12 protein-coding genes are annotated in these 15,442 nt (G+C 66.7%); 5 read left to right on the top strand and 7 right to left on the bottom strand.

From position 1 onward, the window contains the following. Nucleotides 1–20: 20 nt before the first annotated feature. The 7 genes from BIV23_RS41545 to BIV23_RS41515 form a co-directional block, all read right to left on the bottom strand. On the bottom strand, nucleotides 21–1,223 hold the full coding sequence (locus tag BIV23_RS41545; RefSeq protein WP_245790905.1) for an alpha/beta hydrolase family protein: 1,203 nt from the start codon (nucleotides 1,221–1,223) through the stop codon (nucleotides 21–23). 489 nt (nucleotides 1,224–1,712) lie between these two features. Further along, complete coding sequence (locus tag BIV23_RS41540) at nucleotides 1,713–2,234, bottom strand: hypothetical protein (protein ID WP_425443580.1); 522 nt, start codon at nucleotides 2,232–2,234, stop codon at nucleotides 1,713–1,715. A gap of 21 nt (nucleotides 2,235–2,255) precedes the next feature. Then, nucleotides 2,256–3,347 (bottom strand): hypothetical protein, encoded by a 1,092-nt coding sequence (locus BIV23_RS41535; protein WP_071386193.1) that lies wholly within the window; start codon nucleotides 3,345–3,347, stop codon nucleotides 2,256–2,258. 37 nt (nucleotides 3,348–3,384) lie between these two features. After that, entirely contained in the window at nucleotides 3,385–5,709 is a 2,325-nt protein-coding gene (locus BIV23_RS41530) for a hypothetical protein (protein WP_071386192.1), read from the bottom strand. A 55-nt stretch (nucleotides 5,710–5,764) separates the two neighbouring features. Next, entirely contained in the window at nucleotides 5,765–6,187 is a 423-nt protein-coding gene (locus BIV23_RS41525; protein ID WP_177240230.1) for a hypothetical protein, read from the bottom strand. Between the two features lie 93 nt (nucleotides 6,188–6,280). Next, on the bottom strand, nucleotides 6,281–7,444 hold the full coding sequence (gene mycP / locus BIV23_RS41520) for a type VII secretion-associated serine protease mycosin (RefSeq protein ID WP_342746413.1): 1,164 nt from the start codon (nucleotides 7,442–7,444) through the stop codon (nucleotides 6,281–6,283). Nucleotides 7,445–9,176: 1,732 nt separating this feature from the next. Continuing rightward, nucleotides 9,177–9,731: a hypothetical protein gene (locus BIV23_RS41515; protein ID WP_245790904.1), complete on the bottom strand. Its 555-nt coding sequence runs from the start codon at nucleotides 9,729–9,731 to the stop codon at nucleotides 9,177–9,179. Between the two features lie 607 nt (nucleotides 9,732–10,338). Between BIV23_RS41515 and BIV23_RS41510 the strand changes: the two genes are divergently transcribed. The 5 genes from BIV23_RS41510 to BIV23_RS41485 all read left to right on the top strand — a co-directional run bounded on the left by BIV23_RS41510 (nucleotide 10,339) and on the right by BIV23_RS41485 (nucleotide 15,336). Continuing rightward, nucleotides 10,339–10,824 (top strand): class I SAM-dependent methyltransferase, encoded by a 486-nt coding sequence (locus BIV23_RS41510; protein ID WP_245790903.1) that lies wholly within the window; start codon nucleotides 10,339–10,341, stop codon nucleotides 10,822–10,824. 41 nt (nucleotides 10,825–10,865) lie between these two features. Then, nucleotides 10,866–12,058 (top strand): IS3 family transposase gene (locus BIV23_RS41500; RefSeq protein ID WP_425443579.1). Its coding sequence is split into 2 segments (ribosomal slippage): nucleotides 10,866–11,160 and nucleotides 11,160–12,058, totalling 1,194 coding nucleotides; the frame shifts between segments, so codons are not numbered across the junction. A 94-nt stretch (nucleotides 12,059–12,152) separates the two neighbouring features. Further along, nucleotides 12,153–12,422, top strand: a complete 270-nt coding sequence (locus BIV23_RS41495) for a hypothetical protein (protein ID WP_245790902.1) — start codon at nucleotides 12,153–12,155, stop codon at nucleotides 12,420–12,422. A 269-nt stretch (nucleotides 12,423–12,691) separates the two neighbouring features. Beyond that, a complete protein-coding gene (locus BIV23_RS41490) occupies nucleotides 12,692–15,073 on the top strand; it encodes an SUMF1/EgtB/PvdO family nonheme iron enzyme (RefSeq protein ID WP_245790901.1) in 2,382 nt (793 codons plus the stop codon). Further along, nucleotides 15,070–15,336 (top strand): hypothetical protein, encoded by a 267-nt coding sequence (locus BIV23_RS41485; RefSeq protein ID WP_071386186.1) that lies wholly within the window; start codon nucleotides 15,070–15,072, stop codon nucleotides 15,334–15,336. The genes BIV23_RS41490 and BIV23_RS41485 overlap by 4 nt, the downstream gene beginning before the upstream one ends. The last annotated feature ends 106 nt before the right edge of the window (nucleotides 15,337–15,442 follow it).

Raw genomic sequence — 15,442 nt, 5'->3', positions numbered from 1 at the left:
TCGATTTCAGGCGCATCACACTAGTGCTGGAAGAGCACTTCCGGATTGTTCGGCGAGGGGCCGTCCAGCAGCGGACTGTGGATCCCCTTCAGCGTCCGGTCGAAGAACGCCGTCACGTACTCACGCGTGATCACGATTCCACGTTCGGGGTCGAGGGGCGGCGTCGGGAACCCGGCCTGCTCCTCGAGCAGGTCCACGTCGGTGAAGCTGGGGTGGTTGGCGCCGGTGACCGCCAGCCACTTCTTGTAGCCGCCGAGGGCGGCCCAGGCCTGCCCCCAGGTGTCGTCACCGCCGGCCGAGTCGTAGGCGGCCGAACCCAGCATGAGGAACGGCCGGTTGATCTGGCCAGGCTTCGGGGCCGGGTAGAACTTGCCGTCCATGTTCACCCCGGCCCGTACTCGCGGGTCGGCGATCATCGTGGTGACGGCCGCCGCTCCGCCGATGGAGTGTCCGGCCATGCCGATCTCGTGCTTGTCGATGAGGTGTGCCAGGCGCCACGCGGTATTGCCATGCGTCAACTGGTCGATAACGAAGGACACGTCCAGCGCGCGGCTGGCGGTGACCGTGTCCATGTCGCGGTGCGGGTCATCGCAGATCGCGCACGGCGGCGTCTGTCCGTTCGCCAGCGTCTCGCCGCTGTCCTCGTGGGTGTGGCCGACGAGCGCGACGACGTAGCCGTGACTGGCCAGGTCGGTCGCGAGCGAGGTGAGCACCATGCGCGGGTCCCCGAACCCGGGTGAGAGGACCACCAGCGGATGCTTGCCCCTCTGCGGCCGCGCGCCGTTGAAGGCGTGAGTGGTGATGCTGGAAAGGTTCTGTGGGGTGATGCCGGAGCTCGCCGGTATCTTCGCGCGCTGGATGTGTCCGGCTGCCTCGGCGAGGGTCATGTAAGGGGCCGGAGTCCCGGTTCCGGGGACGGCCGGGTAGACCATCGTGACGGTCAGTTGGCGGGGGCCGGATGACGGCACCCACGGGTCGGGACGGCTCGCGTCGGTGAGGTGGATGACGTCCTCGCCGGCGGCGTAGGGGCCGGTCGGCGCGGGGAGCGTGCCTTGAAAGGACCGCGTGGGCGCGGTGGCCGTGGCCGGTGCGGTGTCGATCGCGTGCGTGGCCACCGGTGTGGCCGACGGTGTGGTCGTGGCGGCGAACCCGGCGCCGGTTCCGGTGACGAGGGCGGCGAGCGCCAGCGCCGCGACGGCGCTGATACGGCGATTGCGTTTCACGGGATCGACGCTAGGTTCCGCAGCTCCGTATCGAATCAGCCCGTGGATGTAAGCATTCCGGTGTCGTTCGTAGCCCCCGCGAGGTACCGGAGTAATCCGCCGAGAGTATGTCGTGCGGCGCGGGGTTCCCTTCGCCGGCATCGTCGAGCGCCGCCTTCGTCTTGGCCTGCGACGAGCACGACGCCAAGCCCTACCGCTGGACCTACGACGGCAGCCCACTCAAAGCCACATGAACCCCCGAAGGATCAACGAGGCGCTTCACTTGAGAGGTGCATTCGGCTGCCGTAGAAGCAGAACCTCGTCAGCCCTCCTTCTCGCTGGTCAGAGGCGCTCCTCAGATGACGAATACCTGCCGGACAGCGAGCCTCGTGAAAGCGCGAGGCTAGCCTAGCCAGCGAGCGGCACAGGACTTCGCCCCGGCGATGGCCACGGCCGGGCTCCGGCCCGGTCAGGCTTGGCGGGGACAGGTCGAGTTGCAGGCGGGGGCGATCACAGTTTGAACAGGCCCCCGCGCCATGTCCACCCCGCGCTGAGGACCGCCTCCTGCAGGGGCGTCTTCAGCTCCGCGGAATCGAAGAGGAACTCTTCCGTCTTCTGCAGGCGGCCGTCGTCCCCCCGCTCGACCGTCCAGCGCCGGGAAACCGTCTTCACCTGCCCGCGGGACTGCTCTGCCGGCAGCGCCAACCTGGGCGTACTTCCGATCCAGGTGACTTCCCACTCGCGGTCGAGAGTGCGGACTTCGCGGCTCTCCGGGGCCAGGCGCATCCTGATCTGAAGAGTCCGGCTCACCTGGGTTCGGGCGAAGAAGGTGTGCCAAGCCAGATCACGGATACGCCATTCGGCAACCAGATCGGCCCCCTCAGCGGCACCATCGCGCACGACATAAGGTGTGTCCGGCCCGCTGACTTCGAGCAACGCCGTCCGGACCTCCTCGACGGATCGCGGCGCGACGCTGCCTTTCGGGTGCTTGGTACCGGTGAATAGGTCGAAAAAGCCCATCAGATCAACCACCTGCGAGGGCCTGGCAACGCCTCATGATCGGGACATCATCCTCACGTCGGTACAGTCGCGCTGCTTTGCCTCGTGCTCGGCGAATGCCTTCAATGCGAATTTGGCGAACGGCGCCGAGTAATGGCGGACGGGGTGGCTGTCGGTATCCCGGTCGTAGAGGTGGTAGAGCGCAAATACCGCCTCCTGATCCGACTGAGGGCACCTGGCGGTGGCCAAGGTGTAGTCGTCATTGCGGTTAGCCAAATTGACCGATTCAAAGTCCTTGGCCACGGCACCGTAGTACGCGTACAGGCCGTAACCTGGCTTCCCTGCCGGGGTGTACAGGTAGCAGTTGACCTGCGGCGTGTGTGCGTCCGCGGGGTAGTCGACGAAGTCGGGCGTCCCGGCGTCGGACGCCTGGCCGGCGAGTCCTCGCAGTGCGACGCAGGAGCCCTGGGCCTGCGCAAGTTGCTGAGGGGCTGTCTTCCCGTTCGGGGACGGGAGCGAGACGTGGGTCAGCTGCCTGCCGCCCTGCGCCTGGCACCCGTACTTGGCAGCCGCCTTCTGTGCGGTTTCCGTCGTCACTCTGCCCAGCCCGGTGAGCACGGGTTCCGTCGTCTTGGCATCGTCCGGCCACTGGATGAGGTCGCCGTATGCGACGAGAGCCCTGTTCTTGTTGTTCTGGCAGTCAAGGGCGACCACGACTTGCGCTGACCCGTCGTACCGGACGTAGCCCGGCCAGCCGTTGCCGAGCGGCGCCGCCTGCCCCTGGAGTCCGTTGGCGTTCCTGCTGAACGGCGCGAGGGCCTCGGATGTGGCCGACTGATCGCTCCAGCGGAGCATGAGCTGGAGAGCGCCGCCGTGCCGACCTGTGTCGGGCCTGTTGATCAGGCAGGCCGCCAGGTATTCCGAGCCGTCGGCGCCTCTGGCACGCACATGCGAGGAATTCAGCGCGTCGCCGAGGCCGCCCTGAGCCAGGGTACCGTCGCATGCGGAGTCTAGGGACCGTTGATCCCGCCAGGACGCGTAGACGCCGGTGCTGTAGAGCGTCTGCGCCACGATGTACAGCGTCAGCAGGATGCCGCCCACGGACCAGCCGACCCGGCGCTGCCTGCGGCTTGTAAAGATCTTCATCGTGCTCTTCCCGTTCGGGCGGTGTCACCCTTCGGCGTCACCGGTCGGCTCGGAGAACGTCGAGCGCCCGGTCACGGCCGTAGTTGTAGTCTTGCTGACCGACGTGGACATATTGCTTCGTCCAGTCGCTGTTGATGTCATTGCCGCGGCTTTGGCCCCACATCCTGACCATGTTCTCCACGTCGTGCTGTCCGGCTGCGTAGAGCTTGACGTTGTCTTGCGTGGCCTTGAGGTTCGCTTCGGCAATGTGCTCCTTGTTCGATTCGTACGTGTACAGGTCGAGAGCCCTTGAAGCCACATCTCCGGCCGGGCCGAGGAATTCGGCGTTCTTCGGCTTGAACATCAGTGCGGTACTGAGCGAGCTGCTGAGGCCGTGATTGAAGTCGGCGGCCCACTGCGTCTTGTTGAAGCGTTCACCGAAGATGATGTCGGCGCGGACCCCGTCATACGCGCCCATGGCCCGCGAACAGTCGGTGATGCGGTTACTGATCACCGTCTTGTCGGCGTCCTGCGGAAGAGCGGCCAATAGGTCGTGGGCGTGGTGCTGCTCTGCGGCGTAGACGTGTCCGAATGCCGTGGGATCATTGGCTATTCCGCGCATGAGCTTGGTAAGGGAGTCCCGCGCAACAGTGATGTGTGCTCCGTTCTTGTCGCTCCAGGCTGACCCTGTGTTGCCCGGAGGGAGCTCAAAACGGGAATCCGACTGCGCGTTGATTTCATGGGTGTCCGGCGTGTATGCCGTCAGGATGTGCGCCAGCGGAAGCGTAAGGTTCGTCGGCAGCTTCTTCGCCTGGTTCACCGAGTTCAGTGTGTCGATGGTGTGTTGCAGGATGCGGGCCTGCGGCTCGGTGTGCTGACCGACCGGATGATAGCCGCCCGGCGCCTGACCGGTCGTCGCGGCCTCCAAGGCATCGCCGAAGCCCTTGCGGGCGTCACTGTCCTCCACGTCGGGTCCCACGTAGTCGGTCTTGGCGCCCTCGTGCGTGGTGTGGATGATGTTCCAGTCCCGGTGGCCGAGGAGGTAGTCCAAGCGTTCCTTGCCGGCGGCGGTGCCGGGGTCGAGATAGCCGGTCGCCCCTTCCGGATTGCGTGACATGACCTCAAGGGTGCCGTCGACGGGGTCGTTCGCGAACCAGCCATCGCCGTCCTTGTTGCTGAACTTGCCGTAGAGATCCCAGATCTTGGGGTCCTTCTTCTCCGTGGCGATCATGTCGTCAGCGACGTCCGCGACAAACTGGGGCGAGTAGCCGTGCCCCTGCTGCATGAGCGTGGCGAGGCTCTGGTAGCCGCGGATCTTCTGGCCCTGCCCGTACCCGACGGGGATCTTGTCTCCCGCTGCTTCGAGGGCGTATTTGTCGTCGCCGTGTTCGCGTAGCGCCGCACGCCACTTGTTGTAGAACCGGGCGTCATCGGTCTTCATCCAGGCCTGGAATGCCTCGTTGTACGCGGCGGTCCCGAAGGGCAGGTGTCTGCCCTCGGAGTCCTTGAAGTCCGGCACCCGTGTGGCGACTGCCAGGGAGTCCGCAAGGCCGCCATTGATTTCGAGGTAGGTGCTCTTGTTCTTGGTGTCGTCGAAGTACGCTAGGTCTTCCAGCTTGTTCGTGAACTTGAGCGTTCCGTCCGGCCCCAAACCGTCCAGGAATGTCTGGCTGAATGTCTTGTCGCCCTTGTTGTCCCGGAAAGTGCGGCGCAGTTCGGCGAGGTCGGCGGCGGAGACCTTCTCGCCCTTGGCGACCCGTCGGGCGATGTCGTCCGCTTCCTGGGCTTCGTATTTGTCGATGTCGCCCTGGGCCTTGCCGTTGAAGCCGGGGACCGTGCCGTCGCCCATGTCGGGGCCTTTCACGACGGCGGTGAAAGCGACCTCGACGCCCTTGTCGGCGTCGTCCACGTCCTTCACGCACTGGTCGATGCGGGCCTGCCAGGAGGCGACGGACTTGCGGACGCTTTCCTGAGAGTCGGGGTCGTGCGCCAGCTCCTGCCGCTCCCCCGGGCTGAGCTTCCCGGTGTCGTACGAGACCACGCCCTGGTCCGACACCTTCATGCCCTTGGCGATTGCGTCGTCGCGGGCCGACTCCAGCTTCTTGCGCAGGTCCACGAACTGGGTGTGCGTTTCACGGAGGAGCGAGGCGATCGCCTTGGCCTCGGTCTGGGCGCTTTGGAACTCCGTGAGCCTGACGCCGAAGCGCGCGTTGGCGGCCTGCTGGCTCTCGCCCGCGAACGTCGGGAGCAGGGTGATGCCGTGGACGTCCCGCCGGTACGCGGTCTCCTGCTTGTTGAAGTCCTTTGCCATGCCGTCCCAGCGTTCGGCGGCCGTGGTGAGTGTGGACAGGTCGGTCGTCAGGATCTCGTGGTAGGTCGGCATGGGTCCCCGTGGGAAGCAGTGAGTTCGGTGGCGTGCGAGACTGCTCGGCTGTGTGTCAGTGCTTCGGCGGCGGTGAGTACGTGTCGAACACGGATACCTTGCGCGCTGTACCGGCCACTCCTGTGTCCGTTCCGGTCAACACGGTGTTGTTGTTCCGGAGGGCTGATTCATCCCCTGCCAGCCGGTTCAGAAAGTTCTGGACCTGTTCGCCCCAGGTCTTGTGCGCCTTGCTCACGGCAGTGGACGTGAGCCAGCCGTGTCCGTCCTTGGCGTCGAACGCCTTCACCACGGCGCCCGTCTCGTCGTCCGCCTGCTGCCCGGCCTTTTTGGTATCCGGTTCGATGTCCTTGCGGAGAGTGTCCGCTGCGGCCTTCTTCTCGTCCGGAGAGTGCGCGAGGTCGGGCCCGCCCCCGCCTGGGATGTCCTGCAGGTGATTGAGCCGCATACCCACTGGGTGCGTGGCATGACCGTGCGGCATGTGCCGATCTCCTGCCGACTCGGACATAAACTCTCTCCCCGTTACACCTCGGTTGGCGTGCGCCTGCCAGGCTAGCAACCGCACTCGTGCTTCTCAGTGGCGACGCTTCCTTGTGGCAACAGCCGCGACAACTCCGCCGATGAGTACCGCAGCTCCAATGCCCAGTGCGGCCCACAGCGTGTCGCTTCCGCCCTTGTCGGAGGAGGCTTCGGCTGCCGCTTTGTCATCCTTCGCCTGCGGGGCGGAGTCCTTGGAACCGGCAGTGCCGGGAGAGGGCGACGCGGAGGATGCGGCTGAGAAGTCCGGCAGCGGGTAGGCGTCGGCCGGCCCGGGGTCACCGGGGTTCTGCAGGGCGATGCGCGGCCGCACGATGCCGTAGCCGATAGAGTCGTTGCGCTTGGCGCCGTCCGTGGGGGCGCCGGCGGTGTTGAGCATGACGCGGAGGACCTGGTTGTTGGTCCAGGTCGGGTGCTTGGACCAGATGAGGGCGGCGCTGGCGGAGGCGAGGGCGGTGGCGTCGCTGGTGCCGTGTGAGCGGCAGAGGTCCTTGCCGTTCGGGCAAGTGTGGTACATCTCGTCGCCGGGGGCGGCCATGTCGATCTGGGGGCCGTACTGGGATTCCTTTGTCTTGCTGAGGTCACGGCCTACGGCGCCCACCGCCACCACCCCGGGAGTCCCCGCGGGGTATTCGACTTCCGAGGTGCCGTCATTACCGGATCCGGCGAAGATCAGTGCTCCCTTGTTCAAGGCGTACTTCACGGCAGCCGTGAGCTCGTCAGAGCCTTTGTACGCCCTCATGGAGATGTTGATGACCTGGGCGCCGGAGTCGACGGCGTACCGGATTCCCCGGCTCACTACTTTGCTGAACTCATCGGTGTACCTGTCGGAGTCCAAGCCTCGGTCGGGTACCCGGATAGGAAGGATCTTGGCGCCCGGTGCGAGACCGAAGGTGCCGTTACCGCCGTTCGCCTTGCCGGTGCCCGCGATGAGGAGGCCCATCGTGGTCCCATGGCCGTCGTAGCTCGTGTGTTCGTCCCCGGGCGACTGCGGTGCCTCATTCAGTCCGGGCAGCACCCGTCCCTTGAGGTCAGGAAGGTTGCCGTCAACGCCCGTATCGATGACCGCGACTGTGATGCCCTTGCCGGTGCTCGTCCGCCACATCTGGTCGGCCTTCATGGCCGTGAGGTACCACTGCTGTTCGCGGATGGTCTCCGCCTGGGCGGGTGCCGCGGTCATGCCCACCAGCAGCAAACCCACGGCTCCGGAGACAACGCTCCCAAGACGGCCGTTCCTCAACCTGTCGGCAGGCATCCGCTTCCTCTTGCTTCTGGTGGTTCTCGTGATTCGGGCTGCTGTGACTGAAGGCGTCAGTCGGTGGCGGGAGGCGCTGATCGGGGATCTTCCGGGCGCCCGTTCTTCCGCCGTTCGGCCCGCTTGCGGGTCGGTTCGCTCTTCTCGCCGTTCCGGCGCGAGGTTGGCGGCCTGGAGCCGTTCGCCGACGAGGCAGGGGTCTCCGTGCCTCCCGATTGATTCGTGGTGCGGGTGAACGGCCGGCCGGTCGAACGCGCCTGCTGCTGTGGGCGGCCTCCCACAATGCCCTTCTCGGCAGGCGGGAACCCACCTCGCCGCTCGGCCGAGACTGGCCCCTGGGCGGGGTTCGCCCCTCTGGGAGCAGCGCCCATAGTCCGACCGGCGGACCCACGCCCGGTCGTGCCGGATACGGGCGTCTCGCCGCCCACGACGGTACCCCGCGGCAACCTGCCGGCTGGCTGCCCCGTGGTGGGTGCGGTCGGGCGACCGCCGACGATGCCCTTGCTGACGGGCGCACGCCCGGGCGCCTCACCAGGGAACGCTCGCCCGGGCATCGCAGTCGTACGGCCTCCTGTCACCGGCTGCGCCGGGCCCGCGGGGCCTCTGGGCGTGGTCGTGCCGCCGGTGGCTGGTCCACGTGTCGGCGTTGGTTCCGAGATCTCCTGTCGTGGCATGGGCATCGGACGGCTGCCCGTCACCGCACGCACCGTGCCTCCAGGGCTCACTGGCGGGCCGAAACCGCGGCCTGAGAGCAGCGGAAGAGGCCCTACAGGCGGCGGCGTTCCGCCTCCAGCCCGGCCCCCTGTCGGCACGTCGACCGGGCCCGGAGCCGTCGGCGTGGTCGGTGCCGGTGGCGAAGCCACCGTTTCGTCGATTTTCGTTCCTACGTGGGCTGGGGCCTCAGGCAACGGCTGGTGGACCGTCTCACGGCCGGTACCGTCCCGCGTATCGGAAGCACTGGCTGCGACAGCTCTGACCTCATGGACTTCGGGCACCGTCTGGTGCCTTCCTCCCACTCCGGTCGGCGCGGGTGCTGCGCCTCCAGATGAGGACGTCCCAGCTCGGCTGCCCCCGCTCGCGACGATTTCGTTTTCATCGACCGTCCGTGCCTTCGGCTGAAGCGCCTTCGGCGGCGGTGGAAACTTGGGCCTCTCCAGCGCATCCATCTGCGTGGCCGAATGCGAGTACGCCTGAGCCAGCTTCCGCATCTCCGCCGCGGCCTGCAGACGCACCCTCTCCTTATGCGCCGCCAATGCCTGCAACTCGGCCTTGGACTTGGCGCTGACGGTGGCAGCGTCGGGGTCGTTGTGCGCGGCCGTTGCCGCGTCCAGATTCGTCTGTGCGCTGTGGGTGTCGCGTGGGATCGACACCTGCGCGGTCCCGATCGCCGCAGATGCCTCTCGCAGCCACTTCGCCGCGCCGTCGCTGAAGTCGCCAAGCCGGAGGGTGGAGTTGGCGAGGTCACCCGCCCAAGTACGGAATGCGTCAGCGCCCGCGCCCTTCCACTCCACCCACTGCGGGCGGACCTTGAGTTCCTCGGCGATCTTGTGGATCTCTTCGGCTGCCGCGGTCAGCCGGTCGGCAGCGGACTGCACCGTGCCGGCGTTCGCCTGGTCCAGCCAGGCGAGCATCTGCTCGTGGCTCATGTTCTCGAAAGGGGTGCCCTCACCGCGCCGCATCAGATGGTGCCTCCCGCGTCACTGCCGCCGCTTGTCTGCGTCGGCGGCTGACTTCCCTTGGTCTCGCCGCCACCGCCTTGGCCACTCGTGTGCGTCTTCTGCGGGGCAGAGGGGTCGTAGCTCCCGCCGTAATGCTTCGTCGTCTCCGTGCTGATCGCGGCCATGCGGTCGCGGATGCCCAGGTCGATGTTCTGGTAGCCCTTGTGCGAGGCCAGCACCGCGATGCCCATGCCCTCCATCGAATCCGACAGCAGCTTCGACAGGGTCTCCAGATCGCTGATGACGGCCTCGTACGTAGTGAACAGGCCGACCGCCTCCGCCCACTCCGCACCCCCGCCGCCGAACTGGTGGCGCACGAGCTGCTCCTGCCCGACCTTGCCCGGACCGGCCGCGGAGCCCTTCAGATCGCGGATCAGGTCATCGACCCGCTTCTGGAACTTCGTGAACGACGACAGCTCAGTGGCCAGGTCGGCGACAGCGTCCTGCATCCCGTCGAACATGCGGGACACCCACGATGCCGGTTGCCCACCCGCCCCCGTGTCGCTCGGCAGCACAACGTCCTCCCCCTGTGGTCAAAAGGCCAAGGCCTCACCAACAACTCTAGCTACGACCAGTGACACTCCCGGCTCGTCCCGTATCAAAGGCGATCGAAATCGGTCAGTGTGGCTCGGAATCAGGGTCAATACCAGCGCGTGTCGGTGGCCCCGCCGGGGCAAACCGAGCTTCCGTCTCGCTGCCTATTACGGCCCTTACACCAACGCCCCGCGCCACAACCCCAGCGCGATCCGTACGACTACGTCGGAGCCAACGGCACCAACGATGGCAAGTCCTGCACGACCGCCCCATGCCCCACCGGCACGGCGCTGTACACACTCGAGCCGCTCGCCTCCCACTCCAGAGCCCGCGTCTCCGAGCGCCAGGCTTTCGTCGCCTTCGCGGCACAATCAGCCCAGCGTCACGGCTGCGGCACGCCAGCGAAGCCGTGAAAAAGTAGATGGGCCACGGCTCCTCACCGCAGTTGGTCGCGAACGTCACAGATGACGTGATCGGCACTGCACCGCTCGGCCAGTTACGGACTGTTGCGGCGTCAGCACTCGCGATAGCCTGCCCTGTGCCTTGTGCGGTACAACCGGCGACACACGTGGGGCACCGAGGGGGATCGTGGAGCGGCGCGATGTGCGAGGGCACTACGAGGAGCTGGCAGCCGAGTACGACGAGCACTGGGTCTACGGTCCGCACTACATCCCCTGGATGTCCGGCCAGATCACCAAGGCGCTGCGGCTCGCCCCGACGGACCGGATCGCCGACGTCGGCTCCGGGACGGGCCTGTTCGCCAGAGAGGTGGCCAACCAGGTCCAGCCTCACCACTCCATTCTGTGCGTCGATCCTTCCGCGGCGATGCTCAGTCAGCTCGGCACGCCGCCTCCGACTGGCCTGACGCCGATCGTTGCTTCCGCCGAGGACATTGCCGAACGACGTACTCGTCTGCCGTACGACCAACTCGACGCAATGTGGCTGAAAGAGTCGGTCCACCACGTGGCCGATCCGGAACACACGCTCCGCGGCTTGGCCGACCGGCTGGCGCCCGGAGGCCGGCTGCTGGTGGTGATGCTCCCTGAGCTGACCCCGGATTCGTGGAGTCCCTGAAGCCAGGCTTATGATCCTGGCCCGAAGGAGAACCACGAGCAGTGCCAGCACCACGCAAATACCCGGACGAGCTCCGTGAGCGGGCTGTCCGCGAGGTCCGCACCACGGGCCGGCCGATCGCCCACGTCGCCAGGGATCTGGGCATCCACAAGGAGGCCCTGCGCGGCTGGGTCCGCCAGGCCGAGGCGGACGCCGGCGAACGCGGCGACCGGCTGACCACCGCCGAGCACGAAGAGCTGAAGCAACTCCGCAAAGAAGTAGCGGAGTTGAGGCGGGCGAATGAGATCCTCAAAGCCGCGAGCGCGTTTTTTGCAGCCGAACTCGACCGTCCCCGGACGAGGCCGACCAGGTGATCGAGCACCTCAAGCACAAGGGTCTCGGGGTCGGGTTCGCCTGCCGGGTGCTGGGGCTGTCGGAGTCGGCGTACTACGCGCGCAAGAAGCGGCCGAAGTCGGCCCGCCGGCTGCGTGACGAGCAGCTCATGCCGCTGATCGAACAGGTCCATGCCGAGTCCGGCGGCACCTATGGTGTCCGCCGGATCACCCGCGCGCTGCGGCGCAAGGGCCTCCTCGTGGCCCGCTGCACCGTCGAGCGGCTGATGCGTGACCTGGGCCTGGAGGGCGTCATTCGCGGTCAGCGCCGGCGGACCACAGTCCCCGAGCCGTCGGCTCCCAGACCGCCGGACCTGGTCGACCGCGAATTCACCGCCTCCCGTCCCGACCAGCTTTGGGTGGCGGACATGACGTATGTCCGCACCTGGTCCGGATGGGCGTACGTGGCGTTCGTCCTGGACGTGTACTCGCGGATGATCGTCGGCTGGCAGGTCGCGAACCACATGCGGACCGAACTCCCGCTGGACGCCCTGGAGATGGCCCTGTGGAGACGCCGGATCAAGAGGGACTCTGGGCTGATCCATCACAGCGACAGAGGGTCGCAATATGTGTCGATTCGCTACACCGACCGGCTCGCCGAGGTCGGGGCCGCCGCGTCCGTCGGTTCGGTCGCGGACTCGTATGACAACGCGATGGCCGAGGCGCTGAACGGCACCTTCAAGGACGAGCTGATCGAGATGCAAGGACCGTGGCGGGACGTCGACCAGGTCGAGCGAGCGATCTTCCAGTGGGTCACCTGGTACAACGAGGAACGGCTTCACTCCGCCCTCGACTACGTACCGCCCGCCGAGTACGAACGCGACTGGTGGCGACAACAGGAAGTCACCCAGCAGCCCGCCTGAAACAAGATCACCGGACTCTACGAAACCCGGGTCAGCTCACCCGGCCACCATCCAGTACCCGCTGTTCAAGGCGGCACTTGCGCGCTTCGAGGAGTTGCAGCCGGACCCGGCCATCATCGAGGGACATCTGCGCACTGCTGGGCTGGAAGCCAGTCTCAGCCACGTCGAGCATGAGCTGCGCATCAACCGGGACAAGTACCTCGGCATGGTGCGCTCCCGCTACATGTCCCTGCTCTCCACCTTCAGCGACAGCGAGATCGAGAAGGGCATCGAAGAGATGCGCGTCGCCCACCCAGAGCCCGTGCTGGCGTTTCCCGACCGGTTCGCGTTCGTCCTCGGCCGGCGACGTGGGGAGTCCATGTGAGCACCATGGTCGACGAACGGCTGCGACGCCTGCGGAGTGAACTCGACGACCACTCCCGGATCGCCGATCGACTGGGGCTCGATCTGGAACGGCCGTTACGCTCCCTCAACGACGGCTATCCCGAGAACGCGGTCGCCCTGGTCGGGAAACTGACCGAGAAGCTGCTCAAGGAGCTGTGGCGCCACCACGACGTCGAGGGCGACCCTTCGACAAAGGCCCTGAACGACCTGGTCAAGCGCTGCCGTCCGTACATTCGCAGCAGCACGGTTTTGGACGCGCTCGACGACATTCGACGGCTGCGCAATCGGTCTACGCACGACGGTTACGACATCAGCGACGAGGACGGGCTGCTGGCGGTCCGCAGGCTCGTCGACGTGCTGGTCTGGTTCACCGACACCGGGAGCGCGGCGCTCCTTGGCGGTGAGCCGGACATGGCGCCCGAGGTGGCCCGCCGCTGCGAGTTCCTTGCGGGGCTTTACGTCACCCTCGGCTACCGGCAGGCCAAGCGGTTCGTCCTCAGCCCGGACACCGTGTACCAGCTGTTCTGCCGTGAGTCGGGGATGCGCCTGGAGTACGTGGAGCTCATGCTCTCCCGGGACGCCGACGACCTGAGTACCGTCCTTTCCTCCAGTGACGGGGAGCTACTGCGTACCCGATTGCCCAAGCTCACGCGGTTCGTCGTCTTGGACGACGACGGCGGTGCGGAGCCCGGCCCCCTCCACCGGATGCTGGGTCTGGACTTCCGGATCGTGCGTTACGACGGCTTCGTCGACACCCTCGTCAATCTCGATACTCACCTCGCCGATCTCACCTCCGCTGACAACCAGGGGGAGCCGCGATCTGCTGTTGCCGCGGCAGCGCTGACGATTGACCCGCGCACCGGCGAGTCGAGCATGGAGCAGTCCGGCGATGCGGCGAAGCTCCTGACCCGCCTGGCGTGTGGCAGTGCGAACGTGCTGGTCACCGGTCGTCCGGGGAGCGGCAAGAGCACGCTTCTGCGCTCGCTGGCTGCCAACCCCGAGGTCCGTCGCTTCCGCTTCTACTTCGACCTCGGTCTCAAACCGAAGGACGAGCCGTTCTCCGAGTACGCGGCCCGCCTCCTCGCACCGGCCATGATGTCGGACCGCTCGCGTGCTTACGATCTCTTCCTCTACCTCATCCGTTCCGGGACCGCGCTGTGCGTGCTGGACGCCGTCGACGAAGGTGTCGACGAACCGAGCTTTGACGGCTTTCTACGCCTGTTCACCGATCTCGCGGCCGTCCTGTCCGCCGAATCGGCGGTGGTCATGAGTTCCCGGGTGTCCTTCCTCGCGGACTCGCCACAGGTACGTCAGCTGCTGGACAGCGGCGCGGGACGCTCCGAGCAACTGGTCGAGCAGATGTACGCGAACGGCCTCGACCCTTCCCGCGTGCCCCACTTCCATGTCGTGCGCCTGGCGGAACCTGACGCAACCCCTCTTGAGAAGCGCCTCGCCACGTTGCTGAACCTGCCGGTGGGGAAGCCGCTCGCGGACATCCTGGGCGCTCACATCACGCGGACGTTGGCCGGGCGTGGTCAACCCGACCTGGAAGAGCGGTTACCCACCGCGTTCGGATATGCCTTCCTCACCGACCGCGCCGTGTTCTCCGTCCTCGACATACACCGGAAGCTGGGGGCCAATGCCTTCAAGGACGGACGCCTCGATCTCGACGCATGTGTCCTCGCTCCGCTGCTGCGGCCCGCCGGCCCGGATCACGTCGCGTTCGTGCACACGGCCTACCAGGAACTCCTGGCCGCCAGGTTTCTGACCGAGCCGGCGAACCGGGACCTTGCAGCCGGCTTTCCTGGCGGCGCCTTCCTCACCGAGCAGGTGCGCGCATTCCTCGCCGGTATGTCCAGCAGCGCACGGACTGACGACTGCGTGCTGCCTGCGGGGACTTACTTGGTCGGGCCACCCGAACGGCTGCTGATGCGCCGAGTCGAGCATCCCGTTCGCTTCGACCGCCACGCCGTGACCGTCGCGCGCTACCGCCGCTTCCTCGATGCCCTCGACGTGGACGGCACCTCGCAGTGGGACCACCCCGACCAGCCAGCGGGTGTCGCACACCGCCCTTGGACCGACCGACTGCGGCAGCCCGACTACTACGAAAACCCGCGCTACGACGCCCACCCGGCCATCTGTGTCAGCTGGTGGAGCGCATACGCCTTCGCCGCGTTCGAAGGTAAACGTCTGCCGACCTCCCTGGAGTGGGAGGCCGCTGCGCGCGGCACCGATGGGCGCCTGTTCCCCTGGGGCGACGCCCCCGACGGTACCCGTGTCAACTGCGCCGACACGTGGGTCGGTCGACCTGTGGTGACGTACCAGGCGTGGTACCGGGACTTCGCCGGTGACGCTGTACGCCGAGCCGGGGCGACCCCCGTCGACGAGCGACCAGGCAACCGCTCCCCGTTCGGCGTCCTCGACATGGTGGGCAACTGCTGGGAATGGACATCCACCAGCCTGGACGACCCCGGCGAGGCCGTCATCTGCGGTGGCAGCTACGACAACCCGATGCGGGCGGTGCAGAGCAGCAGCAAGGGCATCTACCGCAAGCGCGGCGCGAGCAACGCAGTCGGCTTCCGGTGCGTGCAAGACCTCGACACGTCCCAGGCAGAGGAGACGACGGCATGAGCGGAGGCGGGCCGCGTCACGGAACCATTGTGGACAGGCGACCAAGCGGCGGAGGGATAAGCGGTGCGCTCGGCTCCTACATTGTCCGGGACGACGAGGACGAGCGGTACTACAGCTTCGACTACCGGCAGATCGTGACCGAAGGATTCCGAACCATCCGCACCGGCGAACGCGTCCGCTTTCACGCCAGCACCGAAAGCCCCGACCGGGCGGAATTCGTCATTCGCCTCGACCAGCCCGACCCAGCCGAGTACTACCGGTGAACCCCCATGACGTTCCGCTGCTTGAGGATGTCAAGGGCGCACGCCAGGAGTTGACCGTCATCCTGCCCGTGCGGCTGTTAGTGGGCGGTTCGTAAGGTGATGTCTG

The sequence above is a fragment of the Streptomyces monashensis genome (assembly GCF_001866665.1).
GTDB lineage: Bacteria > Actinomycetota > Actinomycetes > Streptomycetales > Streptomycetaceae > Streptomyces > Streptomyces monashensis.
The sequence above is the reverse complement of the archived record's forward strand: the minus strand, read 5'-3'. Positions and strand labels throughout refer to the sequence as shown.

Bases quoted from the DNA above. Each gene is read 5' to 3' on its own strand.
- BIV23_RS41535 (WP_071386193.1), bottom strand. From the start codon at position 3,347: ATGAAGATCTTTACAAGCCGCAGGCAGCGCCGGGTCGGCTGGTCCGTG.
- BIV23_RS41530 (WP_071386192.1), bottom strand. From the start codon at position 5,709: ATGCCGACCTACCACGAGATCCTGACGACCGACCTGTCCACACTCACC.
- BIV23_RS41525 (WP_177240230.1), bottom strand. From the start codon at position 6,187: ATGCCGCACGGTCATGCCACGCACCCAGTGGGTATGCGGCTCAATCAC.
- BIV23_RS41485 (WP_071386186.1), top strand. From the start codon at position 15,070: ATGAGCGGAGGCGGGCCGCGTCACGGAACCATTGTGGACAGGCGACCA.